The 25289-nt window shown below is 67.5% G+C and carries 22 protein-coding genes; 11 read left to right on the top strand and 11 right to left on the bottom strand.

All coding sequences use genetic code 11. From position 1 onward, the window contains the following. Positions 1-19: 19 nt before the first annotated feature. The 4 genes from AC07V5_RS13665 to guaD form a co-directional block, all read right to left on the bottom strand. A complete protein-coding gene (locus AC07V5_RS13665) occupies positions 20-811 on the bottom strand; it encodes an ABC transporter substrate-binding protein (protein ID WP_495116224.1) in 792 nt (263 codons plus the stop codon). Positions 812-1104: 293 nt separating this feature from the next. Continuing rightward, complete coding sequence (locus AC07V5_RS13660) at positions 1105-1296, bottom strand: hypothetical protein (RefSeq protein ID WP_495116223.1); 192 nt, start codon at positions 1294-1296, stop codon at positions 1105-1107. 14 nt (positions 1297-1310) lie between these two features. Further along, positions 1311-3248, bottom strand: coding sequence for a S9 family peptidase (locus AC07V5_RS13655; RefSeq protein WP_495116222.1), 1938 nt, complete (start codon positions 3246-3248; stop codon positions 1311-1313). A 157-nt stretch (positions 3249-3405) separates the two neighbouring features. Beyond that, positions 3406-4713, bottom strand: coding sequence for a guanine deaminase (gene guaD / locus AC07V5_RS13650; RefSeq protein WP_495116221.1), 1308 nt, complete (start codon positions 4711-4713; stop codon positions 3406-3408). A 39-nt stretch (positions 4714-4752) separates the two neighbouring features. Here guaD and xdhA point away from each other — a divergent pair, with 39 nt between their 5' ends. The 4 genes from xdhA to AC07V5_RS13630 are packed head-to-tail and all read left to right on the top strand — an operon-like array spanning position 4753 to position 10077. Continuing rightward, on the top strand, positions 4753-6228 hold the full coding sequence (gene xdhA / locus AC07V5_RS13645; RefSeq protein ID WP_495116220.1) for a xanthine dehydrogenase small subunit: 1476 nt from the start codon (positions 4753-4755) through the stop codon (positions 6226-6228). Next, on the top strand, positions 6225-8543 hold the full coding sequence (gene xdhB / locus AC07V5_RS13640) for a xanthine dehydrogenase molybdopterin binding subunit (RefSeq protein WP_495116219.1): 2319 nt from the start codon (positions 6225-6227) through the stop codon (positions 8541-8543). Before xdhA ends, xdhB begins: the two co-directional genes overlap by 4 nt. Next, positions 8540-9136 (top strand): peptidoglycan recognition protein family protein, encoded by a 597-nt coding sequence (locus AC07V5_RS13635; protein ID WP_495116218.1) that lies wholly within the window; start codon positions 8540-8542, stop codon positions 9134-9136. The genes xdhB and AC07V5_RS13635 overlap by 4 nt, the downstream gene beginning before the upstream one ends. Next, complete coding sequence (locus AC07V5_RS13630) at positions 9136-10077, top strand: gliding motility protein GldB-related protein (protein WP_495116217.1); 942 nt, start codon at positions 9136-9138, stop codon at positions 10075-10077. The genes AC07V5_RS13635 and AC07V5_RS13630 overlap by 1 nt, the downstream gene beginning before the upstream one ends. A gap of 10 nt (positions 10078-10087) precedes the next feature. On the opposite strand, the gene AC07V5_RS13625 is transcribed toward AC07V5_RS13630, so the two are convergent. From AC07V5_RS13625 to polA, 4 genes are read right to left on the bottom strand one after another with little or no spacing between them, the layout of a single operon-like run. Then, the gene (locus AC07V5_RS13625; RefSeq protein ID WP_495116216.1) at positions 10088-10723 is read right to left on the bottom strand and encodes a response regulator transcription factor; all 636 of its coding nucleotides are present in this window, start codon (positions 10721-10723) and stop codon (positions 10088-10090) included. A gap of 36 nt (positions 10724-10759) precedes the next feature. Next, positions 10760-11380 (bottom strand): ATPase, encoded by a 621-nt coding sequence (locus AC07V5_RS13620; RefSeq protein ID WP_495116215.1) that lies wholly within the window; start codon positions 11378-11380, stop codon positions 10760-10762. A 3-nt stretch (positions 11381-11383) separates the two neighbouring features. Beyond that, a complete protein-coding gene (locus AC07V5_RS13615; RefSeq protein ID WP_495116214.1) occupies positions 11384-11728 on the bottom strand; it encodes a type II toxin-antitoxin system prevent-host-death family antitoxin in 345 nt (114 codons plus the stop codon). 58 nt (positions 11729-11786) lie between these two features. Beyond that, a complete protein-coding gene (gene polA, locus AC07V5_RS13610) occupies positions 11787-14552 on the bottom strand; it encodes a DNA polymerase I (protein WP_495116213.1) in 2766 nt (921 codons plus the stop codon). Between the two features lie 42 nt (positions 14553-14594). On the opposite strand from polA, the gene AC07V5_RS13605 reads away from it, so the two are divergent. From AC07V5_RS13605 to AC07V5_RS13590, 4 genes are all read left to right on the top strand, one after another. Beyond that, positions 14595-14888, top strand: coding sequence for a hypothetical protein (locus AC07V5_RS13605; RefSeq protein ID WP_495116212.1), 294 nt, complete (start codon positions 14595-14597; stop codon positions 14886-14888). A 44-nt stretch (positions 14889-14932) separates the two neighbouring features. After that, entirely contained in the window at positions 14933-15922 is a 990-nt protein-coding gene (locus AC07V5_RS13600; protein ID WP_495116211.1) for a homoserine kinase, read from the top strand. After that, positions 15919-16743 (top strand): BPSS1780 family membrane protein, encoded by an 825-nt coding sequence (locus tag AC07V5_RS13595; protein ID WP_495116210.1) that lies wholly within the window; start codon positions 15919-15921, stop codon positions 16741-16743. Before AC07V5_RS13600 ends, AC07V5_RS13595 begins: the two co-directional genes overlap by 4 nt. 102 nt (positions 16744-16845) lie before the next feature. Next, entirely contained in the window at positions 16846-18825 is a 1980-nt protein-coding gene (locus AC07V5_RS13590) for a PhoX family protein (RefSeq protein WP_495116209.1), read from the top strand. A 139-nt stretch (positions 18826-18964) separates the two neighbouring features. Here the strand turns inward: AC07V5_RS13590 and AC07V5_RS13585 are convergent, their stop codons facing one another. Continuing rightward, on the bottom strand, positions 18965-19369 hold the full coding sequence (locus AC07V5_RS13585; protein WP_495116208.1) for an HPF/RaiA family ribosome-associated protein: 405 nt from the start codon (positions 19367-19369) through the stop codon (positions 18965-18967). A gap of 306 nt (positions 19370-19675) precedes the next feature. Here AC07V5_RS13585 and AC07V5_RS13580 point away from each other — a divergent pair, with 306 nt between their 5' ends. Together AC07V5_RS13580 and AC07V5_RS13575 are read left to right on the top strand one after the other, a co-directional pair. Next, positions 19676-19906 (top strand): hypothetical protein, encoded by a 231-nt coding sequence (locus tag AC07V5_RS13580; protein ID WP_495117082.1) that lies wholly within the window; start codon positions 19676-19678, stop codon positions 19904-19906. Positions 19907-20482: 576 nt separating this feature from the next. Continuing rightward, positions 20483-21376 carry a hypothetical protein gene (locus tag AC07V5_RS13575; protein ID WP_495116207.1) on the top strand — a complete coding sequence of 298 codons (894 nt, stop codon included), beginning with the start codon at positions 20483-20485 and terminating at the stop codon, positions 21374-21376. 201 nt (positions 21377-21577) lie between these two features. On the opposite strand, the gene AC07V5_RS13570 is transcribed toward AC07V5_RS13575, so the two are convergent. Then, positions 21578-22000 (bottom strand): PaaI family thioesterase, encoded by a 423-nt coding sequence (locus tag AC07V5_RS13570; protein ID WP_495116206.1) that lies wholly within the window; start codon positions 21998-22000, stop codon positions 21578-21580. Between the two features lie 64 nt (positions 22001-22064). Between AC07V5_RS13570 and AC07V5_RS13565 the strand changes: the two genes are divergently transcribed. Continuing rightward, positions 22065-22877 carry a class I SAM-dependent methyltransferase gene (locus AC07V5_RS13565; RefSeq protein WP_495116205.1) on the top strand — a complete coding sequence of 271 codons (813 nt, stop codon included), beginning with the start codon at positions 22065-22067 and terminating at the stop codon, positions 22875-22877. A 13-nt stretch (positions 22878-22890) separates the two neighbouring features. On the opposite strand, the gene AC07V5_RS13560 is transcribed toward AC07V5_RS13565, so the two are convergent. After that, positions 22891-25266, bottom strand: a complete 2376-nt coding sequence (locus tag AC07V5_RS13560) for a UvrD-helicase domain-containing protein (RefSeq protein ID WP_495116204.1) — start codon at positions 25264-25266, stop codon at positions 22891-22893. Positions 25267-25289: the final 23 nt, after the last annotated feature.

Here is a 25289-nt window from a genome sequence, read left to right as displayed (position 1 = left end):
AGGCGCGGCGATGCCCGCGCTAGCGCGTCACGACGATGTCCGCCAGCCCGTGCCGCCGCGCCGCAGCGAGCAGCCGGCCGTCGCGCTTGATGGCCGCAACGAACTCGTCCAGCCGCGCCAGCCAGCGCGCATCACCGCGCTTGACCGCGTAGCCATAGGGCAGCACGAAGAAGGGCTTGGGCGGCGCCACCAGGCGTGCCCAGTCGGCGTTGTCCAGTAGCCGGCGGCTGTAGGGGTAGTCGCTCATGAACACGTCGACGCGGCCGGCCTCGAGCTCCTGCTCGCGCGTGGCCGGCGGGCGGATCACCACCATCCGGGCCTGCTTGAGCGCGTCGCGCATGACGGGCTCCATGAAGGTACCGGCCTGCACGGCCACGACGACGCCGGGCTGGTCGATGTCGGCCCACTGGCGCACCGTGCGGCTGGCGCGGTTGGTGATGCCGTAGATGTCGCTCTGCAGATAGGGCTCGGTGAAGGCCAGCTGCTCCTTGCGGCTGGCCAGCATGCCCACGGCGAACATGGCCACGTCGCAGCGGCCGGCGTTGAGGTCGGCCACCAGTTGGGGGAAGGACGACTCGACGTACTCCAGCCCCACGCCCAGCTCCCGGGCCAGCTCGGCGGACAGGTCGATGTCGATGCCACCCAGCTGCTGGGTGCGCGGGTTGCGGTAGGTCACGCCGTAGTAGTCGGGCCAGATGCACACGAGCAACTTGCTGCTCGTGCGCACGCGCTCCAGCGTCTGGGCTTGCGCCGAAGAGGCTGCGAGCGCCATGCCGGCCAGGGCCAGCGCGAATGCACGAAACAGTGTCATGACGGGTCTTCCCAGGGTCGCGGTTCTCGTGCCGGCTCCGCCAGTGGCTCGGAGGTGGACGGCCTGGATCTTTTCATCCCTGCGACTTCCCTCAATCAGATTGATTGTGGAAAATTATCATTTTTATCGGTTGACACCGCTAGATCTCAGCGCGGTCCTGCGCTGCCAGCCATGAAAAGTTCTGGTTCGGCGGCCACCGGCTATGCATTGCCAAACGAAAAGGCGGGCTGTTCAGCCCGCCTAAGACCGACCATCGAAGTCGGCAAATTCTGCAAATACGGCCGCGCCGGGTGCTAGCGCCCGCCCAGCACGCGGGCGGGCAGCATGACGATGGCGCGCAGCAGGCCGAACACGCCATCCATCGCGATGCCCAGCAACCTGAAGGGCAGCGTGATCAGCCAGACCAGCGGCCACAGCAGCAGGGCCAGGATGGCCAGCGGCCAGCAGATCACGAACAGGATGCACCAGAGCAGGAAGCTGAACATCGCGGAACTCCTTCTTACTTGGCCGGCAGGCTGACGCCTGGCTTCAGGTATTTATCCAGGAACTCAACCATGCGGCGGTTGCCCTCCAGCGTGTTCTTCTTCTTCGAGAAGCCGTGGCCCTCGTCGTCGAACACCAGGTAGTCCACCGGCACGTTGTTCTTCTTGACCGCGGCAACGATGTCGTCGCTCTCGGCCTTGATGACGCGCGGGTCGTTGGCACCCTGGATGACCATCAACGGCTTCTTGATCTCGCCGGCATGGAAGAGGGGCGACGTGGCCATCAGGCGCTCACGGTCCTTCACCGGGTCGCCGACTTCCTGGTAGAGCGCCAGGCGGAAGCTCTCCCAATAAGGCGGGATGGACTCCAGCGTGCGGATCCAGTTGGCGACGCCGAAGATGTCGATGCCGACCTTGAAGGCCTCGGGCCGGAAGGCCATGGCCGACAGCACCATATAGCCGCCATAGCTGCCGCCGACGATGCCGATGCGCTCGGGGTCGATGACGCCGGTGGAGGCGAGGAAGGTCTTGGCCTCGATGCAGTCCCACAGCGGCTCGCGGCCATGCTTGCCGTCATCGGCCGTGAAGAAGGTCTTGCCATAGCCCGAGCTGCCGCGGTTGTTGATGCCCAGCACCGCATAGCCGTTGTTGACGAAGTACTGCATCAGCGCCGAATAGCCGCGCTTGGTCTGGCCGCCGGGGCCGCCATGCACCCAGACGATGGCCGGCACCTTGTGGGTCGGCGAGGCGTCCTTCGGCAGCATGTAGACCGACGGGATGACCATGCCGTCGAAGCTCTTGAAGCGGGCGATCGACGCGTCCACCAGTTCGTTCGGGTCGATGTCCTTGGACAGGCTCTGCGTCAGCTGCTTGGGTGCTGCGTTGGAACCGACCTCGGCGACGAAGAGGTTGTTGGGCGAGCGGTCGCCGTTGACGTAGAAGGCCATGCGCTTGCCGCTGCGCGAGAAGGTCACGCCGCGCACTTCGCCGCCGGGCAGCTTGGGCAGGGCGACGGGCTTGCCGTCGCGGTAGAGGCGCAGCACCGTGCTGGCGTCGGCATTGACGCCGGTGACACGGTGGCGGCCGTCCTTGGAGAAGGCGGTGTAGTCCACGTCCCAGTCGGCCTTCTCGACCTCGCGGGTGGCGCCGCTGGCGATGTCGTAGGCGACGATGCGGGTGAACTCGCCGCCGTCGTTGCTCGTCATCAGCAATTCCTTGCTGTCGGGCGTGAAGTCCTGGGGCGCATAGCTGGCCACGCCCGAGTGCTTGGTGATGTGCTTGATCTCGCCGCTCTTCAGGTCGGCCAGGTGGACGTCGGAGTCGGCCGTCGTGTTGACCTTGGCCAGGGCAAGCCAGCGGCCGTCGCGACTGATGTCGGCAACCTCCCAGCCGGCCTCGTTCTTGAAGGCCAGCGTGCGGGCATAGGTTTTGGCGTCGTAGCGGTAGAGGTCGAAGAAGCGCGGGTCGCGCTCGTTCGTGGCGGCGTAGAAGGCGGTGTCGTCGCCACTCCAGCCCATGAAGCGGGCCTTGAGCTTGTCGCCCGGCGTCAGGTCCTTCTCGCTGCCGTCGAGCTCGCGCACATAGAGGTGGTTGAGCTCGTTGCCGGCCTGGTCGCGGGTGTAGAGGAAGCGGTCGTCGCCGGGGAAGAAGCCGACGGCGTAGTGGCTGTCGGTCTTGGAGTTCGTCAACTGCACGGGCTTGCCGCCGCCCACGGGCATGGCGTAGACGTTGAAGATGCCCGTCTCGTTGCTGTGGAAGAGGATGCGGCTCTCGTCCGCCGAGAAGCTGGCGCCGCCGATGTTCACGGTGGCCATGAACTGCTCGATGGTGTAGCGCTTGGCGGGTTTGGGTGCCGCGGCCGTTGCAGCCACAGGCTTGGTGGCCGCGACGGCGGCATCAGGCACGGCGGCCAGCAGCGCAAGCGATGCAACGAGGGTCAGCAGGGGTCGGCTCATGGAGTCTCCGTTGAAATAAGTGGGCAGACTCTAGCCAGCCAGCGCGCCCTCTCCCATCAGGGTTGTGACGAAGCGGCGGAATCGGGGGACAGGCGGTTCCAAGGCGACGCCGGGCCGTTCCCGAGTCGCCTTGACCCCCTCAGGGGGCGGGCTGGCTTCAAATCTTGCGATGACCTGCAACGTAGCAGGCAGCAAGGTTGCGCTCGTCGGACAGCGTCATCCACGCGAAGACGCGCTCGTGCAGCTCACGGGCGACCGCATCCCGCGCCTCGGCGACCGGGCCCTTGGCCCAGTCCCACACGCAGATGTCCGCCGTCTGCCCGACCGACAGCCCGCCGATCTCACCGCCCAGCTGCAGGGCCTCGGCCGCGCCGCGCGTGGCGGCGTGCAGGGCCGCCCAGGCCGTCAGCCGAGATCCGCGCAGGGCTTGCACCTTGTAGGCGTCGAGCATGTTGCGCGGCAGGCTCAAGCTGGTGCCGCCACCCACGTCCGACGCCAGGCTGACATGAAAGCCGGCGCCCGGCCAGTCGAACAGGCCGCTGCCCAGGAAGAGGTTGCTCGACGGGCAATGCGCCACCTGGGCGCCACGGTCATGGATGAGACGCTTGTCGACGTCGTCCAGCCAGATGCCGTGGGCCAGCACGGCGCGCTCGTGCACCAGGCCCACGTTCTCGTAGACGTCCAGGTAGCTGCGCGCTTGCGGAAACAGCTGAGCCACCCAATCGACCTCGGCACGGTTCTCGGCCACGTGGGTCTGCATGTAGAGGCTGGCGTCGGCGCGGCACAGCGCGCCGGCCATGGCGAGCTGCTCGGGCGTGCTGGTCGGCGCGAAGCGCACCGTCACCGCATAAGCCAAGCGGTCGCGGCCATGAAAGCGGCTGATGAGGTCGATGCAGTCCTTCTCGGCCTGGGCGACGTCGTCCCGCAGCCCGTCCGGCGCATGGCGATCCATCAGCACCTTGCCGGTGATGAGGCGCATGCCGCGCGCCGCGGCGCTGCCGAACAGGGCTTCGGCCGAGACCTTGTGGACGGTCGGGAAGACGACGGCCGACGTGGTGCCGCTGGCCAGCAGCGCGTCGAGGAAGACTTCGGCGCCCGCGTGGCTGCGGGCCGGGTCGGCAAACGCGCATTCGGCCGGGAAGGTGTAGCGCTTCAGCCAGTCCAGCAGCTCGGTGCCGTAGGAGCCAATGACCTCCAGCTGCGGGCAGTGGACATGGGTGTCGATGAAGCCCGGCAGCACCAGCTGGCCGGCATGGTCCTTGCGCGCCCAGCTGTCATCCGGCGCGGTGGCCTGGCGGCCGACGATGCGGCCGTCCTCGATCAACAGCCAGTGGTCGCGGTCGAAGCGCACCGCGGGCGATTCGGTGTCGCCCCAGCTTGGGGCGGCCGTGAAATCGAGCAGATCGCCCCGCAAAGCCCATCGGCCGGAACTGTTGGAGAATTTTTCCTGGTTAGTAAAACTCATGTGGCAATTCTGATGCAACGGCCCACAATTCAGAGCAGCATGAATACCCGTCCCATCCGCTTTTTTCACCGCGGCGAAGTCGTCGAGGTCCAGAACCTGCCTCCGACGACCACCGTGTTGCAGTACCTGCGCGAGCATGCCGGCTGCACCGGCACCAAGGAAGGCTGCGCCGAGGGCGACTGCGGCGCCTGCACGGTCATCCAGGGCGAACTGGATGCATCCGGCCAGCTGCAACTGCGCAACGTCAACGCCTGCACGCAGTTCCTGCCCACGCTGGACGGCCGAGCGCTGCTGACCGTGGAAGACCTGGGTGGCCCCGAGCAGCTCAGCCCCGCCCAGCAGGCGCTGGTGGACTGCCACGGCTCGCAATGCGGCTTCTGCACGCCGGGCTTCGTCATGAGCCTGACGGCCTGTTACGAAACCCACCAGGCCGCCGGCAGCAAGCCCACGCGCCAGCAGCTGGCCGACGCGCTGGCCGGCAACCTGTGCCGCTGCACGGGCTACCGGCCCATCCTGGACGCCGGCGAGCAGATGTTCGACGCACCCGCCCGATGCCTGGACCGCTCGCCGATTGCGCAGGCACTGCAAGCGCTGGCCGCTGACGAACCGCTGGGCTACGGGAACCCCGGCGCCCGCTTCCACGCGCCGCAAAGCGTTCTCGACCTGGCCCTGCTGCGCGAAACCTATCCGCAGGCCACGCTGCTGGCCGGCTCCACCGACGTGGGGCTGTGGGTCAACAAGCAGTTCCGCGACCTGGGCGACGTCATCTACACCGGCCGCGTGGCGGCGCTGCGCGAGATCCGCGAAGAGGAATCGGGCCTGTGGATTGGTGCCGCCGCCTCGCTGGAAGACAGCTGGGCCGCATTGACCGCCGCCGTGCCGCGCCTGCGCGAGCTGTGGCTGCGCTTCGCGTCGCCGCCGGTGCGGCATGCCGGCACGCTGGGCGGCAACATCGCCAACGGCTCGCCCATCGGCGACGGCGCGCCGGCCCTGATCGCGCTAGGCGCCGACGTCATCCTGCGCCGTGGCGCGCAGCAGCGCCGGATCAAGCTGCAGGACTTCTACCTGGACTACATGAAGAAGGACTTGCAGCCCGGCGAGTTCATCGAGGCGCTGCACGTGCCCCTGCTCTCGGCCGACTGGCGCTTCAGCGCGCACAAGATCGCCAAGCGGCACGACAGCGACATCTCGGCCGTCTGCGCGGTGCTGGCCGTCAAGCTCGACAACGGCACGGTTCAGGAGGCTCGCTTCGCCTTCGGCGGCATGGCGGCCATCGTCAAGCGTGCCGCCGCGGCCGAAGCTGCCGTCATCGGCCAGCCCTGGAGCGAGTCCGCGGCCAAGGCCGCTGCCGCTGCGCTGCCGTTGGACTTCAAGCCCATGACCGACATGCGCGCCTCGGCGGACTACCGGCTCAAAGTGGCGCAGAACCTGTTCACCAAGCTGTGGCTGGAAACCGGCGGCGTGCAAGCCGTTCCCATCGGTATCTGGCCCTCGATGCAGGAGGTACCGGCATGAACAAGCCCGAAACCCTGCCCCTGGCGCAGCCTGTCGTCGGGAAATCGACGCCGCACGAGTCGGCGCACCTGCACGTCAGCGGTGCGGCGCCCTACATCGACGACCTGCCCGAGCCCGCCGGCACGCTGCACGCGGCGCTCGGCCTGTCGCCCATCGCTCATGGCAAGCTGCTGGGCATCGACCTGGCGCGCATCCGGCAGATGCCTGGTGTGGTTGCCGTGCTGAGCGCGGCCGACATCGCCGGCGAGAACAACTGCGGCCCGCTGCTGCACGACGACCCCATCCTGGCGGCCGACGAACTGCGTTACGTCGGCCAGCCGGTGTTTGCCGTCATCGCGACGAACCGCGAGCTGGCGCGCCGCGCGGCAGGCCTGGCCAGGCAGGTCATCCGCACCGAGCCGCTGCCGCCTGTGCTGACGGCGCTCGCGGCCCACGCCGCCGGCCAATACGTGCTGCCCCCCATGCACCTGACGCGCGGTGAGCCGGCCGAGCACCTCGCCACCGCACCGCATCGCCTGCAAGGCACGTGGAGCCTCGGCGGCCAGGAGCAGTTCTACCTGGAGGGCCAGATCAGTCTGGCCGTGCCGCAGGAAGGCGGCGAAAGCATCCTCGTGCACTGCTCCACCCAGCACCCCAGCGAGATGCAGCAGCTCGTTGCGCATGCCTTGCACTGGCAGGCGCACCGCGTGGCGGTGCAATGCCGCCGCATGGGTGGCGGGTTCGGCGGCAAGGAATCGCAGTCCGCGCTGTTCGCCTGCGTCGCGTCCATCGCCGCGCTGAAGCTCAAGAAGCCCGTCAAGCTGCGCGTGGACCGCGATGACGATTTCCTCGTCACCGGCCGCCGCCACGGCTTCGACTACCGCTGGGACGTCGGCTTCGACGCCGACGGTCGCATCCTCGCCGCCGAGATCGACCTCGTCTCCAACGCCGGCCACAGCGCCGACCTGTCGGCGCCCGTCATGGCCCGGGCGTTGTGCCACTTCGACAACGCCTACTGGCTGCCCCACGTGGCCATGCACGGCTACTGCGCCAAGACCAACACGCAAAGCAACACCGCCTTCCGCGGCTTCGGCGGCCCGCAGGGCGCCATCGCCATCGAGATGATCCTGGACGGCATCGCGCGCCAGCTCGGCCAGGATGCGGCCGAGGTGCGCCAGCGCAACTTCTACGCCGCCGGCCAGGACATGACGCCCTACGGCCAGCAGGTGGAAGAGCTGCACGCCCAGCCGCTGACGGCGCAACTGCTGGCCAGCAGCCGCTACGCCGAGCGCCGCGCGGAGATCGCCGCGTTCAACGCCGCCAGCCCGGTGCTGAAAAAGGGCCTGGCCTTCACGCCGGTGAAGTTCGGCATCTCCTTCAACGTGGCCCACCTGAACCAGGCCGGCGCGCTGGTGCACGTCTACACCGACGGTTCGGTGCTCGTGAACCACGGTGGCACGGAGATGGGCCAGGGGCTGAACACCAAGGTCGCCCAGGTCGTCGCCCACGAGCTGGGCCTGCCGCTGGGTGCCGTGCGCTGCTCGGCCACCGACACGAGCAAGGTCGCCAACACCTCCGCCACGGCTGCATCCACCGGCAGCGACCTGAACGGCAAGGCCGCCCAGGACGCCGCACGCAAGATCAAGCAGCGCCTGGCCACCTTCGCCGCCGAGCGCTTTGGCTGCGCGGCCGAGCTGATCGCCTTTGATGGCGGCCAGGTCAGCGGCGGCGGGCAAAGCCTGCCCTTCGGTGAACTCGTCGCCGCGGCCTACCTGAAGCGCGTGCAGCTCTGGAGCGATGGCTTCTACGCCACGCCCGGCCTGCACTGGGACCGCAGCAAGCTGCAAGGCCACCCGTTCTATTACTACGCCTGGGGCGGTGCCGTTTGCGAGGCGCTGGTGGACACACTGACCGGCGAGAGCCGCATCACCCGCGCCGACCTGCTGCACGACGTGGGCACCAGCCTGAACCCGGCCCTGGATATCGGCCAGATCGAAGGCGGCTTCATCCAGGGCATGGGCTGGCTGACGATGGAAGAACTCGTTTGGCACCCCGTCACCGGCCTGCTGACGACGCACGCCCCCAGCACCTACAAGATCCCGACCGCCAACGACTGCCCGCCCGAGCTGCGCGTGGAACTCTTCGGCGTGGCCAATGCCAGCGAAACCATCCACCGCAGCAAGGCCGTCGGCGAACCACCGCTGCTGCTGGGGTTCGCGGCGCTGCTGGCGATCAAGGACGCTTGCGCGGCCTGCGGGCCTGAGCGCTGCGACCCACCCCTGCGCGCGCCGGCCACGGCGGAGGCGGTGCTGAACGCGATCGACGCCGTCCGGTGAAGTTCGCGGCAAACCCTGCCCTGCTGCTTGCCTTGCTTGGGCTCGGCAGCTGCGCCAGTGCGCCGCCTGCGCCCGACATCGTCAGCGTCGACGCCTGGGGCGGCAACGCGGTCGCCTCGGCCGCCGCGCCGCAGCAGATCACGCACATCACGATCCACCACCAGGGCGAGATCTGGAAGGAAGGCGCCGACGTCCAGGCTTATCTGCGCCGGCTGCAGCAATGGTCGCGCCTGACCAAGCGCTGGGCAGACATCCCCTACCACTACGTCATCGCGCCCGACGGCCGCATCTACGCCGCCCGGCCGCTCGCCCAGGCCGGCGACACCAACACCGAGTACGACCCGCGCGGCCACGCCCTCGTCATGCTGGTGGGCAATTTCGAGGAACAGCAGCCGACACCGGCGCAACTGACCGCGGCCGTGGAGCTGACCGCCTGGCTGGCCCGCGAACACCACCTGGGGCTGGATGCGATCGCCAGCCACAAAGACCACAGCAGCCAGACCGTCTGCCCGGGCAAGAATCTGTATGCCTATCTTGAGTCCGGCTGGTTCAAGGCCGAGGTGGGCAAGCGTCTCTACGCCGGAGCTCATTGATGAAACGACTGCTTCTGCTCGCCGTCGCGCTGCTGGCCGGCACTGCCTTTGCCGCGGGTGAAGACCCGCTGACCGTGCAACTGCGCGCCGACGACGCGCGCCGCTTCGCCCGCGCCTTCGAGGCCGGCCGCACGTCCGCGGCCGAGTTGCAGGCCGACTACCTGACGGGCGCCAGCCGTGGCATCGAGATCTTCACGCCCGGCCGCATCCGCAGCGCCGAGGTGCTGGCCACGTCGGTGGCGAGGCGCTCGGCCGACTATGCCCACGCCATCCGCACCTGCCTGCCGATGGTGGACAGCCTCAACGAGGAACTGCGGGCGACCTATCTGGCCTACCGCGGCCTGCTGCCGGAGCTGCCGCTGCCGGCCGTCTACCTGGTCTTCGGCGCCGGCAACAGCGGCGGCACGGCGGCGCCGGACGCGCAGGTTCTCGGCCTGGAGGTGATGTGCCGCGTGGGCACCACGCCCGAGGCCTTCCGCACCAGCATGCGCAGCATGTTCGCGCACGAGACGGCGCATACCTGGCAGCACGAGCCCAGCGACGAGCCCAAGGACATGCTGCTGTACGCGGCCCTGGCCGAGGGCACGCCCGACCTGCTGTCCCGCCTCGTCACGGGCCGGCAGCCCAACGCCGAGCGCGAGGCCTGGGCGCGCGGGCGCGAGGCCGAGATCTGGCGCCGCTTCGAGGCCGACCGTGCCATCGTGCTGCGCGGCGAGCAGCCCGCCAAGGATGAAGCCGTGCGGCGCTGGTTCGGCAACTACGGTGCCAAGTTCCCCGGGCTGCCCGAGGGCTGGCCCAGCGAGTTGGGCTACTGGGTGGGCATGAACATCGCACAGGCCAGCCTGGACAAGGCCACCGACCGCCGCGCCACGCTGCGCGACCTGCTGCAGAACCGCGACCCGGCCGCGCTGCTGCAGGCCAGCGGCTACGCGCCGCGCTGAACGCCAGACCTCAGGGCCTGGCCTTCTGCGTCGCCGCGACGACAGCCTGGGTGCGTGAGCTGACGCCCAGCGCCTTCAGCACGGCGGCGACATGGTCCTTGACTGTGTCGACGCTGACGCCCAGCTCGCGCGCAATCAGCTTGTTCGACAGGCCTTGTGTCAGCAGGTGCAGCACATGCTTCTGGCGTGGCGTCAGCGGCAGCTCGGCCCAGTCGGGCGGCGCAGAGCTGGCCGCCCCGGCCGGCGCGGGCGAGTCGTCAGCACGCGGTTTCAGCTGCGGCACGTAGGTGCCACCGGCCAGCACGAGGTGCAGGGCCTGCACCAGCGTGTTCAGGTCGCTGCGCTCGGGCACATAGCCCATGGCGCCGGCGCCCAGGGCCTGCAGCGCATCCTCGGTCTCGTCGCTGCCCGAGACGACGACGACAGGCAGCAGCAGGTGCTCGCGATGGATCTCCTGCAGCAGCTCGAAGCCGCCGTCCACGCGCAGATCCAGCAGCACGAGGCGGGGGATCGCCTGTGCCAGCGCGGCGCGCGCGGCAGCGGCGCTGTCGACACCCTGCACCTGCGCCCCGGCGAAATGCTGCTCGATCAGGCCGGTGAGCGCCGCGCGCACCATCGGAAAAGCATCGACCAGCAAGACCTTCATCACAACCCAAGCCTGTTCATCGGGGGCCGATGATAGTCAACGCAGGGCGGCCGCCAGCAGCGGCTTGGCCCAGGCGGGCACGCTGCGCAGCGGCGCGTGCGCAATCGCACGGCCGGCCTGCATTTGCAGCAGCAGCACCGGCTGCGGCCGGCGGCCCAGGCGCGGGTCGGCCTCGAAGCTGTTGTCATAGACGCGCAGGCTGGCCAGCTGCGGCATCAGCTTGACGAGGTTGCTGCGGCTGGCGTCGAAGCGCTCGCGCACCTTGGCCTCGGGGATGTCATGCCCACCCGCCGCCACGCGCGCCTGGATACGGCGCATATGCAGCTCGGGCGTGGCCAGGCCGGCGTACCAGACATGCACCTCGGCACCGGCGCGAGCGCCTTCGAGCAGCAGCTTGGCGATGCTGTTGCCGCCCAGCGTCGTCTCGAAGGCATAGGTCAGCCCCTCCGCCAGCGCCTTCTCCACGCCGCGGCGGCCCAGCGTCCAGGCCAGGCCGTTGGCTTGGCTCGTGGACAAGCCTGGCTGCTGCTCGCGCAGGCGGGCCGCTGCGATGTCGGGGTTGAAGAACTCGGCGCCGCTCGCCTGGATGGCTGCGCCACCCAGGGAACTCTTGCCGGCACCGTTGACACCGGCGAGAACAAACAGCTTGGCGGGCAAGGCTCAGGCGGCCTTGCGACGGGGCTTGACGGCCTTCACCGCCACGGCACCCAGGCCTTCAGGCGGCATCGCGAAGGCGTCGGCGAGCGCATCGCCCTGCCCCTGCATGCGCGCCAGCATCGCGTCGAACTCGCCGCCCAGCGCACCCAGGTCGGGCTCGGCAGCACGCTGCATTTCGCGGTAATGCTCGACCGACATCAGCACGAAGGCGGGCTGATCATGCTTGGTGATGAGCACCGCACCGTGGGCAGCCACAGCGCGGCCAACCTTCTGGATGCCGGCCACGAGCTGGGTGGCCGACACGCTGGGCAGTTGGTCTGCGATGGCTTGTTCGAGGACGGCGGACATGAGCGACCTTGGGCTATCGGAATACCTATATTTTGCCCAATTTATGGGAAATAGGGAATCAGTGGGCTTCTTCCCAGTTGGAGCCCACGCCCACCTCGGCCAGCAACGGCACCTTCAGCGCCGCAACGCCGGCCATCAGGCGGGGCACCTCAACACGCATCCAGTCCAGTTCGGCCTCGGGCACCTCGAACACCAGTTCGTCGTGCACCTGCATGACGATCTTCGATTGCTTGCCGGCGCGGTCCAGCTCGGCCTGCACGGCCAGCATGGCGAGCTTGATGAGGTCGGCCGCCGTGCCCTGCATGGGCGCGTTGATGGCCTGGCGCTCGGCGCCGGCCTTGCGTTGGCCGTTGCCCCCGCGGATCTCGGGCAGGTAGATGCGGCGGCCGAACAGCGTCGACACGTAGCCGAGTTCCGCGGCGCTCGCCTTGGTCTCGTCCATGTAGCGCTTCACGCCGGCAAAGCGGGTGAAGTAGCGCTCGATGTAGTCCTTGGCGGCTTTCTGCTCGATGCCCAGCGCCGAAGCCAGGCCGAAGGCGCCCATGCCGTAGATGAGGCCGAAGTTGATGGTCTTGGCGTAGCGGCGCTGCTCGTTGGACACCTCGCCCAGCGCCACGCCGAAGACCTCGCTGGCGGTGGCGCGGTGCACGTCCTGGCCTTCCTGGAAGGCCTTCAGCAGGCCCGGGTCCTCGCTGATGTGGGCCATGATGCGCAGCTCGATCTGCGAGTAGTCGGCGCTGACGATCCTGCAGCCCTCGGGCGCAATGAAGGCCTCGCGCACACGCCGGCCCTCGGCCGTGCGGATGGGGATGTTCTGCAGGTTGGGCTCGTTGCTGGACAGCCGCCCCGTGATGGCCACGGCCTGCGCGTAGTTGGTGTGCACGCGGCCGGTCTGGGCGTTGATCTGCAGGGGCAGCTTGTCGGTGTAGGTGCTCTTGAGCTTGGCCAGGCCGCGGTATTCGAGGATCTTGGCCGGCAGCGGGAAGTCGGCAGCCAGCTCGGTCAGCACCTCTTCGTCGGTGGACGGCGCGCCGGTGGCGGTCTTCTTGACGACCGGCAAGCCCAGCTTGGTGAACAGGATGTCGCCGATCTGCTTGGGCGAGCCGATGTTGAAGGGCTGGCCGGCAATCTCGTAGCACTGCTGCTCCAGCAACACGAGGCGCTGGCCGATCTCGTGGCTTTGGGCTTTCAGCCGCTCCGAGTCGATCAGCACACCCTGGCGCTCGACGCGCGCCAGCAGGTCGGCCGTCGGCATCTCGATGTCGCGGTAGATGTGCGTCAAGCCCGCGTCGGCCTCGATCTGCGGCCACAGCACGCCGTGCAGGTGCAGGCACATCTCGGAGTCTTCGCCCGAGTAGGTCGTCGCCTTGGCCACGTCCACCTGCGCGAACGGGATCTGGTGCACGCCCTTGCCGCACAGGTCCTCGTAGCTCAGGCCCTTGCGGCCGAGGTGGCGCTCGGCCAGCGCCTCGAGGTTGTGGGTCTTGTGGGCTTCGAGCACATAACTCTGCAGCAGCGTGTCGTGCCGCACACCGGCCAGGTTGATGCCGGCATTGGTCAGCACATGGCGGTCGTACTTCAGGTTCTGGCCGATCTTCTTGGCGGACTCGTCCTCCAGCCACGGCTTGAGTCGCGCCAGCACCTCGTCGAAGGGCAGTTGCTCGGGTGCATCCGGGCCACTGTGGTGCAGCGGGATGTAGGCGGCTTCGCCGGGCTTGTCGGCGAAGGAGATGCCGACGATGCGCGCGGCCATCGGGTCCAGCGAGTCGGTCTCGGTGTCCAGCGCGCACAGCGGCGCGGCCCGCAGGCGGGCGATCCAGGCGTCGAGCTGGTCGAAGGTCAGGATGGTGTCGTACTGCCGTGCAATGTCGGACGCCCCGGCGGGCGGCTCGGGTTCGTCGAACAGGCCGGGGTTGGCCGCTGCCGCCGTTGCCTTGGCCTTGGGCGCCGGCACTTCGCCGGTCAGCTCCTTCAGCCAGCTCTTGAAGCCGTTGCGCGCGTAGAACTCGGCCAGTGCGGCCTTGTCCAGCTCGCGCAGGGCCAGCGGCTCCAGCGTCGGCCAGCCGGCGATGTGTTCGGCGAGGTCGCAGTCCAGCTTCACCGTGACGAGCTTGCGGCCCATGGGCAGCCAGTCCAGCGCCGCGCGCAGGTTCTCGCCGGCCTTGCCCTTGACGGCATCGGCCGCGGCAACAACGCCGTCCAGCGAGCCATGCTCGGCAATCCACTTCGCCGCCGTCTTGGGGCCCACACCGCTCACGCCGGGCACGTTATCCACCGTGTCGCCCATCAGCGTCAGGTAGTCGACGATGCGGTCCGGCGGCACGCCGAACTTGGCAAACACGCCGGCCTCGTCCAGGCGCTCGTTGCTCATCGTGTTGATGAGCTCCACGTCGGCGTTGACGAGCTGGGCCAGGTCCTTGTCGCCGGTGGACACGACGACGCGATGGCCCTGCTCCACCGCCACGCGGCACAGCGTGCCGATGGCGTCGTCGGCCTCGATGCCGGGCACCGTCAGTACCGGCCAGCCCAGCAGCTTCACCACCTCGTGGATGGGCTCGATCTGCGCCCGCAGCTCGGGCGGCATGGGCGCGCGCTGGGCCTTGTACTCGGGGTACCACTCGTCGCGGAAGGTCGGGCCGGAGGCGTCGAACACGCAGACGGCATGCTCGGCGCCGATGTCGCTGCGCAGCTTCTTCAGCATGGCCACCATGCCGTGCACGGCCCCGGTGGGCTGGCCCTCGGGCCCGCGCAGGTCGGGCATGGCGTGGAAGGCGCGGTAGAGATAGCTGGAGCCGTCGACCAGCAGCAGGATGGGTTTACTCATGGAGAGGGATTCTCGGCCAGCCCGCCACCTAGAATCGACAGCATGCTGCGCCTTGCCGTACCCCTGCTGATCGTCGCCTTCGCTGGCGGTGCCCTCGCCGACCCGCCACCCGAACCCAAGGTCGAGAAGACCGTGGCCGAGGATGACCAGGTCCGCATCGAGGAGCTGAAGGTGCGGGGCGAGGCCAAGAAGGTCACGGTCAAGAACAAGATCACCAAGGCACCGGACTACGAAATCGTCGTCACTGACGTAGGTCGTGAATCGGCTGGCGGTACCGGCACGGGCATGCCCAAGAGCGGCTCGGGCACACGGGTCTGGCGAGTTCTCAATTTCTGATCGCGCTCGGCCTCCAGGCCGTTTCAGTCGCTTTTTTTCGACCCATGGCCGTTTTCACTGAAGTCAGCCCGCAGCAGGCGCAAGCCCTGCTGGACCATCTCTCCCTCGGGCGCCTCACCTCCCTGCGCGGCATCGGTGCCGGCATCGAGAACACGAACTACTTCGTCGACTGCGAGGCCGGCCACTACGTGCTGACGCTGTTCGAGCGCCTGACGGCCGAGCAGTTGCCCTTTTACCTGCGGCTGATGCAGCACTTGGCGCGCAGCGGCGTGCCGGTGCCGGAGCCGCATGCCGACGCGGCCGGCGAGATCCTGTTCGAAGTGGCGGGCAAGCCCGCGGCCATCGTCGACCGCCTGCACGGCGGGCATCAGATGGCGCCGGACGCCTTCCATTGCCGGCAGGTGGGCGCAACGCTGGCGCGCATGCATCTCGCCGGGCAAGACTTCAGCCTGCACCAGCCCAATTTGCGCGGCCTGGCCTGGTGGCGTGAAGTGGCGCCTCAGATCCTGCCCTTCCTCGACAAGCCCCAAGCCGAGCTGCTGACGAGCGAGCTGGCCTACCAGGAGCAACTGGCCGGCTCGGCCGAGTTCGCCCACCTTCCCGCGGGCCCCATCCACGCCGACCTGTTCCGCGACAACGTCATGTTCGAGCCTGGCGAGGGCCCGGGCCGCGAGCGGCTGACTGGCTTCTTCGACTTCTACTTCGCCGGCTGCGACACCTGGCTGTTCGACCTCGCCGTGTGCCTGAACGACTGGTGCATCGACCTGACCGACGGCCGCCTCATCGAGGAGCGTGCCGCCGTCTTCGTCGCCGCCTACGAGAGCGTGCGGCCGCTGTCCGGTGCCGAGCACCGCCTGCTGCCGGCCCTGCTGCGCGCCGCGGGCTTCCGCTTCTGGCTGTCGCGGCTGTACGACCTGCACCTGCCACGCGAGGCCAGCCTGCTCAAGGCCCACGACCCGCGCCATTTCGAGCGGGTGCTGCGGGAGCGTATTGACACACCGTGGCATGCGATGCCGGACGGGGCTACGGCATGACCATGCAGCTGCATCTGCAGAACGTGCCGGCGCGCAACGGCCGGCTGTGGATCCGCCACGGCTTCAAGGTCTTCCAGCGCCAGCCGCTGGCGCTCGCGGGCCTGTTCGGCCTCTTCCTGTTCGTCGGCTTCGTGGCCATGCTGGTGCCCGGTGTCGGCCTGCTGCTGACGATGGCCACGCTGCCGCTGCTGTCGCTGGGCTTCATGCTGGCCACGCACCTCGTGCTGCAGAAGAAGACGCCCACGGTCGGCGTCTTCGTCGCACCGCTGAAGCTGACCGCCGAGCGGCGACGCAGCCAGTTGCTGCTGTGTTTCGGCTATGCCGGCGCCATGCTGGTCATTGGCCTGCTGGCCGACTGGATCGACGGCGGCAGCACACGCGACCTGCAGAAGCTCATTGCCGAGAACGCCGACAACGAGACCATCGCCAACGCAGCGACCGACCCGCGCCTGTTCTGGGGCCTGGCCACGCGCCTGGTGCTGATGAGTCTGCTGTCGGTGCCCTACTGGCATGCGCCAGCGCTGGTGCACTGGGGCGGCCAGGGCGTGGCGCAGTCGATGTTCTCCAGCACGCTGGCGCTGTGGCGCAACAAAGGCGCCTTCGCGGTGAACATGCTGCTGTGGGGCGGGCTGCTGATGGCCGTGGCGAGCAGCGTCAGCCTGGTCTTTGCGCTGATCGGCCTGTCGCAGGTGGCACCGGTGGTGCTGATGGCCACCGGGCTGATGCTGTCGACCGTGTTCTACGCCTCGCTCTACTTCAGCTTCGTCGACTGCTTCATGTTCGGCGCGCCGCCGGGCCTGCTCGACGACGCCAAGGCCTGAATCGACCGTCACGGATCTGTCACGCAGATTTTCACGGGGGCGACACGCAAGCCACATAGATTGCCGCGCTTTGTCATTGCACGCGCAGTCGCTGTCGCTTCCATGTCCCAAGCCAATGTTTTCCATCGCCGCCAAGCCCTCAAGTTCCTCGGCGCCCCGCTGATGCTGCCCCTGGGTGGCACCGCCGTCGGCAGCCTGCTCACCGCCTGCGGCGGCGGCTCCGACGACCCACTCAAACCCACGTTCGCGTATGCCAGCTTCGTCGCCATGGCGGCACCCAGCCTGGCCACGCCGGCCGACATGGCCAAGACCCTCGTGAACTCCACGCTGATGGCCAAGTTCAGCGATGACAGCACGCAAGGCTTCTCGCTGGCCTACGCGCCCTTCTTCACGACCGGTGACCTCGTGCCCGATGGCAAGGGCGGCACGCTGCTCGCAGGCGGCTACGTCGACTTCGCGGGCAAGCCCATCGTCGACGCCACCGTGGCGGGCAAGGACCGCCAGTACTTCAGCGATTCGCCGGACGGCACCTCGCTGCTCAAGCTCGACAACGCCACGGTTGCGGGCGTGAAGGGCAACACCGTGTTCGCCGTCGTGCAGTTCGAGTACACGACCTGGGCCCAGGACGGCAAGACCGACATGTACGGCAAGCTGCCTTCCCCCATCGCCGTGCTGACGCTGGACCAGGACCCCGCCACCGGCAAGCTCTCGCTCGTGAAGTACCACAACGTGGACACCGCCCCCGCCATGGGCCTGTGGATCACCTGCGGCGCCAGCCTCTCGCCCTGGGGTACCCACCTCTCCAGCGAAGAGTACGAGCCCGATGCCTTCACCATTGCCAGCAACACGCAGTTCAAGGCCTACAGCCAGAACCTGTTCGGCGACGCGACCAAGGCCAACCCCTACCACTACGGCCACCTGCCCGAAGTGACGGTCAATGCAGACGGCAGCGGCACCATCAAGAAGCACTACTGCCTGGGCCGCATCTCGCATGAGCTGATCCAGGTCATGCCCGACAACCGCACCGCCATCATGGGCGACGACGCCACCAACGGCGGCTTCTTCATGTTCGTGGCCGACAAGGAGAAAGACCTCTCCGCCGGCTCGCTGTACGTGGCCAAGTTCGGTGCCGGCTTCTCGCTGGACCCGGCCGCCGCCGGTGCGTCCATCAGCTGGATCAAGCTCGGCTCGGCCACCAGCGCCGAGATCAAGGCCCTGGCCGACACGCTGAAGGCCGCCGACATCATGGACGTGTCGAACACCGACCCGGCGGACGCCACGTTCACCAAGATCTGGCTGAGCGGCAAGGTGCAGTGGGTGCGCGTGAAGGCCGGCATGGACAAGGCCGCCGCCTTCCTGGAGACCCACCGCTACGCCGCGCTCAAGGGCGGCTCGATGGCCTTCACGAAGATGGAGGGCACCACCGTCAACGCCAAGGACAAGATCGCCTACTCTGCACTGCAGAACATGCAGAGCTCCATGGTGCGCGGCAACGCGGCCTGGAACGAGGCCTACGGCATCACCATCGACAAGGCGCTGAACGCTGGCGGCGTGCTGGCCCACACGCTCAGCAGCGGCCAGAAGGACAGCGCCGGCGCCGCGATCACGAGCGACTGGGTGCCTTCGCTGACCAAGACGCTGCTGGTGGGCGAAGACCTCGCCACAGCCGACGCGCTGGGCAACCTGGCCAACCCCGACAAGATCGGCGCGCCGGACAACCTGAAGTTCTCCGAGAAGCTGCGCACCCTCTTCATCGGCGAGGACAGTGCGTATCACGTCAACAACTTCATCTGGGCGTACAACGTCGACACCAAGACGCTGACCCGCCTCGTGTCCATGCCGTCGGGCGCTGAAGCCACCGGCCTGGGCGTGGTGGACGACCTGAACGGCTGGACCTACATCACCAGCAACTTCCAGCACCCGGGCGACTGGATCACCAACGCCGCCGGCACCGGCCTGCACGACAAGGTCAAGCTCACGCTGGACCCGCTGGTGCGCGCCAACTACAAGGACCGCTTCGGGGCGCAGGTGGGCTATCTGACCGGCGCGGCGACCAGCGTGAAGCTGGCCAAGATCGCCTGACAGCGGGCTTGATCGTCGCGTGAGGGAAGGGGCTGCGGGAGCAGCCCCTTCTCGTTGGGCGAGCGGGCAACTTGCCGGACAGCGGCAGCGCGAGTCACCTGGCCCGCCACGCCGCCCGTCAGAAGCCGGGCCTATCGCATCACTGCAGCCCGGCCCCAGGCGCCGCCTCATCGTCGAACTCGCGGGCCACGTCGGCACTCAGCTCCCCGGTGCCCGCATGCCGCCGCTCGCGGTCCTGCTGCTTGCCCAGCGCCGAGTCGAGCGCCCTCGTCAACTTGTCGGCTGCGCCCTCGATCGCCAAGTGCAGGCTTTCGGCCTGGTGCTTGACCGCGATGTTCTTTAGCCCCGCCACGCGTGCCTCCAGCAAGCAGCGCATGTCGTCGGGGCCCGATTTCTCGCCGCTGTTCATGTCGCCAAGGTGCGCCTCCACATGCGTCACCTGGCCCTTGTAGTGGTCCACGGCGTCGCGGATCACACCCTCGACATGCTCGATCAGCTTCTCGCGGCCCTCAACATGGTTGTCGGTCTCGATCTGTACCTGCATCGCATTTCCTTTCTACGCACGGATGTCGCGCGCTTGCATGGCAGCGGCAAGCGGCGTGCCGCGCGGGGCTCCGGTGCGTCCTGCGAGGTTGCTGACGGCGGTGAGCGGCAGCTTCCGGCCAAGACCTGTCAGTCCCACGGGCTTGATCCCGCAACGTGCAGATTCCGTTGGGCGGCCACTCGAACTTGAAGGCCTCGGACGGCTGCGTCATGTTTGCGCGCAGGCCCTGAGTCAAAACGCCCAATGTCCGCTGCTCTTGTTTACCGTCAAGATGGATGGTGTCGAGCAACATCCAGGAATGCTCAGGTGGATTGGGTTCTCATCGTCTTCGTTTCATTCAAAGGTCTGGTATTCGTCACAGGCATGTATTTCGCCATCAAGTGGCACTACGACCGAGAGAAGAAGTGGGCGGACCGCAGCGCGCTACTAAGCATGGGCGCCAAGTTCGTCGCCGTGTTCGTGCTGTTGCTCCTCGTCTTGCTGATCTTGACCTTCGGACTGGCCAGGAGGCTCGGCATGGACTTGAGCCTCCCATGAAGGCCGAGGAACGCGCGCGATTGCAGCGGGCGATTTACGGCCGTGCGCATGCCGGCCGGGCCACCTGCGCTCAGTGACTGGTTCCAGCCCAAGCGGTCGTTCGGGCCCTGCGCCACGAACGACTCACACCCGCCTGGAGCCGACAGCGCCTCAGGAACGGCGACTCTGAAGCGATAGCGGTCGGTCAGCTAACCAACGCAGAAGGTCCGCTGCCGGCCATGAGCAGTCACCCGCGAGCGGCTGTTATGCGGAGGCCAGCAAGGCCAATCGGCACAGGTTCGGTCGCCAGGCCTCCGTGAGGAAAATTCCACCGTTGCACCGGGTTCGAGCGGCTGGCAGAGTCGCGCCAATGAGTGCCGCTTTTGACATCAATTTAATGGAAACCGGTTCCGCTCCGCCGGACGAGTTTCCTCTGCTGCACAAGACCTTACCGCAAATCTCGTGGACTTGGTTATGCAGCAGCCGGTGGAGTTATGCAGAACAACGTGCCGGATAAATTAGTAGTTGGGCGGCGCGACAACCCCGGGGCGGACGATGCGTAAGGCCGCTGGCGTGGGATATCTAACTGCCGCCGTCTTGCTGGTCGCCGCGTCAGCAGGTGCGATGTTGATGGGTCGATTCGTTCTGCCCGCTACTGGGTTCGGAACCTCCTCCATCTTGGTGTTCGCGGCTGGTGGCCTAGGATTTTCCTGTAGCTTCGTCCTGTTGAAGCGCGGCCTACGCTCGCTGCAGCCCGCTGCTGAAGAGATCCTGCGCGGGGACGAGCGACCTCCCGTTGTCTACCTTCGATCGTTCATCAGTGACTCTGCATCGCAGCAAATCACGCGAGTGAAACTCGGCGTCATGGCATTCGTCCCGGACCCGCGCGCCGAGGACTCGCTGGCTCCATTGATCAATTGCATCGGGCCCTTTGTCGCAATTGGAAAGCCCGGGGAGGCCTTGCCAGAGACTGGCGCCTACCGACTCTACGTCGACGACACCGAGTGGAAGAGTAAGGTGGCGGAACTCATGTCGCGCTGCCGCATGACTGTCATGCTAGGGCGAGCTGCGACGCGAGGTGTCCACTGGGAGATCCAACGGGCACTGACGACCCTCCGCCCCGAGCAACTCGTGTTCTTCTTTCCATCTTCTAGAGGAGACCATGAACAGCACTACCAGGCGTTCAAAGAGTCCGTCCAGCAGCACTTTCCTCGCGAACTTCCTGCGACGCTCGATGGCAGCTACTTTCTGAGGTTTCGGGAGGATTGGATCCCTGAGGTACTCGTGGCTCCAACTCGTAATCCATCACGAGCACTCCACGCATCTTTGTTGGCGATGGTTAGAGAATTTGAGCCGGGGTTTCATGAGCCCCCCTTCTGGCACATCGCGCCGAAGCCTCGGGTCTACGCGTTCTTCGCAATCATCGGATCTTTGCTGATTTTGCTTCTCCTGTTCGTGGCATACGCGATACAGCAAATCATGAATACGTGAGAGCTCCGCCAACAAGAGCATGCGGCCGAGGCCAAGGAAGACGCGTCGCGGCTGATGCTCAGCGTGAACGTCAGCTTTGGGGCGGTTCACCGGGCCTTGTGCTACTTCAGCTTTGGGTCGGCTGCGGTCCCTCGAACACGGTGGTCAGCCTGGGCATGCAACGCTGTCCTTCAGGCCTCGGCCGTTTCCCAGAAGAGGCCCTCAGCGCTCCCGCGGAATCGCGTACGTCCCCGTCGCGTGCGCCACCGGCTCATCCTCGCCCTCGGAATAGATCCACACCTCCCCAACGGCCAGCGTCTTTCCCAGCTTCATCAGCCGGCAGCGCGCCACCACCCGCCGGTCGGCGCGCGGCTTGCGCAGGAAGTTGATGGCCAGGTTGGTGGTCACTGCCAACGGCACGATGCCGATGCGCGCCAGGATGGCGATGTAGAGCGCCACGTCGGCCAGCGTCATCATGACCGGGCCCGACACCGTGCCGCCAGGCCTCAGCTCCCGCTCGCCCACCGGGTGCGCCACGACGACGCTGCCGTCCTCGTCCACCTCCTCCAGCGTGCAGCGGTTCTGCGGGAACTCGGCCTGCAGGAAGGCGGTCAGCTCGGCCTGTGAGGGACGGTGTTCGGTCATGGCGAATTGCAAGGAATTGCGTGGGGATCGCCGGCGAGCCTAGCACCGCCCTCAGAATCGGCGCATGACTGTCGCCGACCGGGGCTTCACAGGCTCCATCCCCCAGCTCTACGAGCGCTACATGGTGCCGTTGATCTTCGAGCCGTATGCGGCCGATCTGGCGGCGCGGGCCGTTGCGCTTGAGCCGGCCCGGGTGCTGGAGATCGCCGCCGGTACCGGCGTGCTGACCCGGCATCTCGCTGCGCAGTTGCCGCCCGAGGCCAGCATCGTGGCCAGCGACTTGAACGCGGCCATGCTCGACGCGGCAGCCACCCTCGGCACGGCGCGGCCGGTCGAATGGCGGCTGGCCGACGCCCAGGCCCTGCCCTTCGACGACGAGAGCTTCGACCTGGTGGCCTGCCAGTTCGGCGCCATGTTCTTCCCCGACAAGCCGGGCGCCTACGCCGAGATCCGCCGCGTGCTCAAGCCCGGCGGCGTCTTCCTGTTCAACGTCTGGGACCACATCGACAGCAACGAGCTGGCCAAGACCGCCACCGAGGCGCTGGCCCAGGCCTTCCCGGACGATCCACCGCGCTTCATGGCCCGCACGCCGCACGGTTATCACGACGTTGATGTGCTGCGCGAGGATCTGGCCGCCGGTGGCTTCGAGCACGAGGCCGACATCGTCACGTTGCCGCTGCGGGCTTGCGCGGAATCGCCGTCCCCGGCCGCCCTGGGCTACTGCCAGGGCACGCCCTTGCGCAGCGAGATCGAGGCCCGCGCGCCGGGCCGCCTCCCTGAGCTGACGGCGCACGTGGCCCGTGCGTTTGCCGATCGCTTCGGCTCCGGCGCCATCGACACGCTGATCCAGGCCCACGTCGTCATCGTGGGCCGCTGACCGCGCACAGCCTTCAGTCGATCGGGGTGAGCTTGGCCACCGACAGCGCCAGCCACTTGGTGCCGTGCCTGCCAAAGTTCACTTGCGCGCGCGCATCCGTGCCCGAGCCTTCCAGCGTCAGCAGCACGCCCTCGCCGAACTTGTTGTGGAACACGCCCTTGCCCACGCGCAGGCCGCCGTGCTCCTCGGACACCTTCTGCTTCATGCTGGCCGGCACGGGCGGCTCCACCCAGGCGGCGCGCTGGTTGGGATTCGCCACACGGCCCGCACCCACCATGCCCTTGAGGCCGGTGCCACGGTCCCAGGCCTGCTGGTACTCGCGCGCAAAGCCGGAGCCAAAGCCCTGGTTGCGCGGCGTGAGCCACTTCAGCGCGTCCTCGGGCAGCTCGTCGAAGAAGCGGCTCTTGACGTTGTAGCGCGTCTGCCCGTGCAGCATGCGCGTCTGGCAGAAGCTCAACGACAGCTTCTGGCGCGCCCGCGTGATGGCCACGTACATCAGCCGGCGCTCCTCCTCCAACCCGTCGTGGTCGGACATGGAGTTCTCGTGCGGGAACAGGCCTTCTTCCAGGCCGGTGATGAAGACGGCGTCGAACTCCAGGCCCTTGGCCGAGTGCACCGTCATCAGTTGCACGGCGTCCTGGCCGGCCTGGGCCTGGTTGTCACCAGCCTCCAGCGAGGCGTGCGTCAGGAAGGCCACCAGCGGCGACATGATCTCGCCGGTCTCGGCGTCGGGCACGGCGCCCGGCGTGCCGGCCTCGGCCACCTCGTCCACCGGCAGGCCCACGGCGTTCTTGCCGAAGCCCTCCTGCATGACGAAGGCCTCGGCCGCGTTGATCAGTTCCTCCAGGTTCTCCAGCCGCTCGGCGCCGTCCTTGTCGGTGCGGTAGAAGTCGAGCAGGCCCGACGTGTCCAGCACCTGCTCGATGATCTCGCGCAGCGTCATGCCTTGCGTGAGGTTGCGCGTGGAGTCGATCAGGTTCGTGAACGCCAGCAGGTTGGTGCCGCCCTTGCCGGTGATGGCGCCCACGCTCTGGTAAAGGCTGCGGCCCGAGGCCTTGGCGGCGTCCTGCAGGTTCTCCAGCGTCTTGGCGCCGATACCGCGGGTGGGGAAGTTCACAACGCGCAGGAAACTGGTGTCGTCGCTCGGGTTCTCCAGCAACCTCAAGTACGCCAGCGCGTGCTTCACCTCGGCGCGCTCGAAGAAGCGCAGGCCGCCGTAGACGCGGTAGGGAATGCCGGAATTGAAGAGGGCCGACTCGATGACGCGCGACTGCGCATTGCTGCGGTACAGGATGGCGATCTCCTGCCGGTCCATCCCGGCGCGGTGCAGGCCCTGGATCTCCTCGATGAGCCACTGCGCCTCGGCAAAGTCGCTCGGCGACTCCTGCACGCGGATCGGGTCGCCCTGGCCGGCGTCGGTGCGCAGCGTCTTGCCCAGGCGCTGGCTGTTGCGGCTGATGAGCTCGTTGGCCGCGTCCAGGATGTGGCCGAAGCTGCGGTAGTTCTGCTCCAGCTTGATGACGCGCTTGACGCGGTACTCGCGCTCGAAGTCGGCCATGTTGCCCACGCGCGCGCCGCGAAAGGCGTAGATGCTCTGGTCGTCATCGCCCACCGCCAGCAGGCTCTGGCCGTTGTCGACACCCGGCGGCGCGAACATCTTCAGCCACGCGTACTGCAGCTTGTTCGTGTCCTGGAACTCGTCGACCAGGATGTGGCGGAAGCGCCGCTGGTAGTGTTCGCGCACGGCCGCGTTGTCGCGCAGCAGCTCGTAGGAGCGCAGCATCAGCTCGGCGAAGTCCACCACGCCCTCGCGCTGGCACTGGTCCTCGTAGTTGGCGTAGATCTCGACGAGCTTCTTCGTCTGCTCGTCGCGAGCCTCCACGTCGCCGGGGCGGTGGGCTTCTTCCTTGCAGCCGGCGATGAACCAGCCAACCTGCTTGGGCACGAAGCGCTCCTCGTCCAGCTTCATCGCCTTGATGACGCGCTTGACGGCAGACGTCGTATCGCTCGCGTCCAGGATCTGGAAGGCCTGTGGCAGGTTCGCCAGCTTCCAGTGCGCGCGCAGGAAGCGGTTGCACAAGCCGTGGAAGGTGCCGATCCACATGCCCCGCACATTGAACGGCAGCATGGTCGACAGCCGCGCCAGCATCTCCTTGGCCGCCTTGTTCGTGAAGGTCACGGCCATGATGCCGCCGGGGGTGACCTGGCCCGTGTTCAGCAGCCAGGCGATACGGGTGGTCAGCACACGGGTCTTGCCGGAGCCGGCACCGGCCAGGATCAGCGCGGGTGCGGGTTCCGCCGTCACGGCGGCGAGCTGCTCAGGGTTGAGGTTCTTCAGGAGCGGGCTGGCCTGGGCCGGGGCGAGGGCATCAGCGGGAGAAAAGGTCATCGCCGCATTTTAGAGAGCGGGGT

This window comes from Roseateles sp. GW821-FHT02E12 (genome assembly GCF_059421665.1).
The sequence above is the reverse complement of the archived record's forward strand: the minus strand, read 5'-3'. Positions and strand labels throughout refer to the sequence as shown.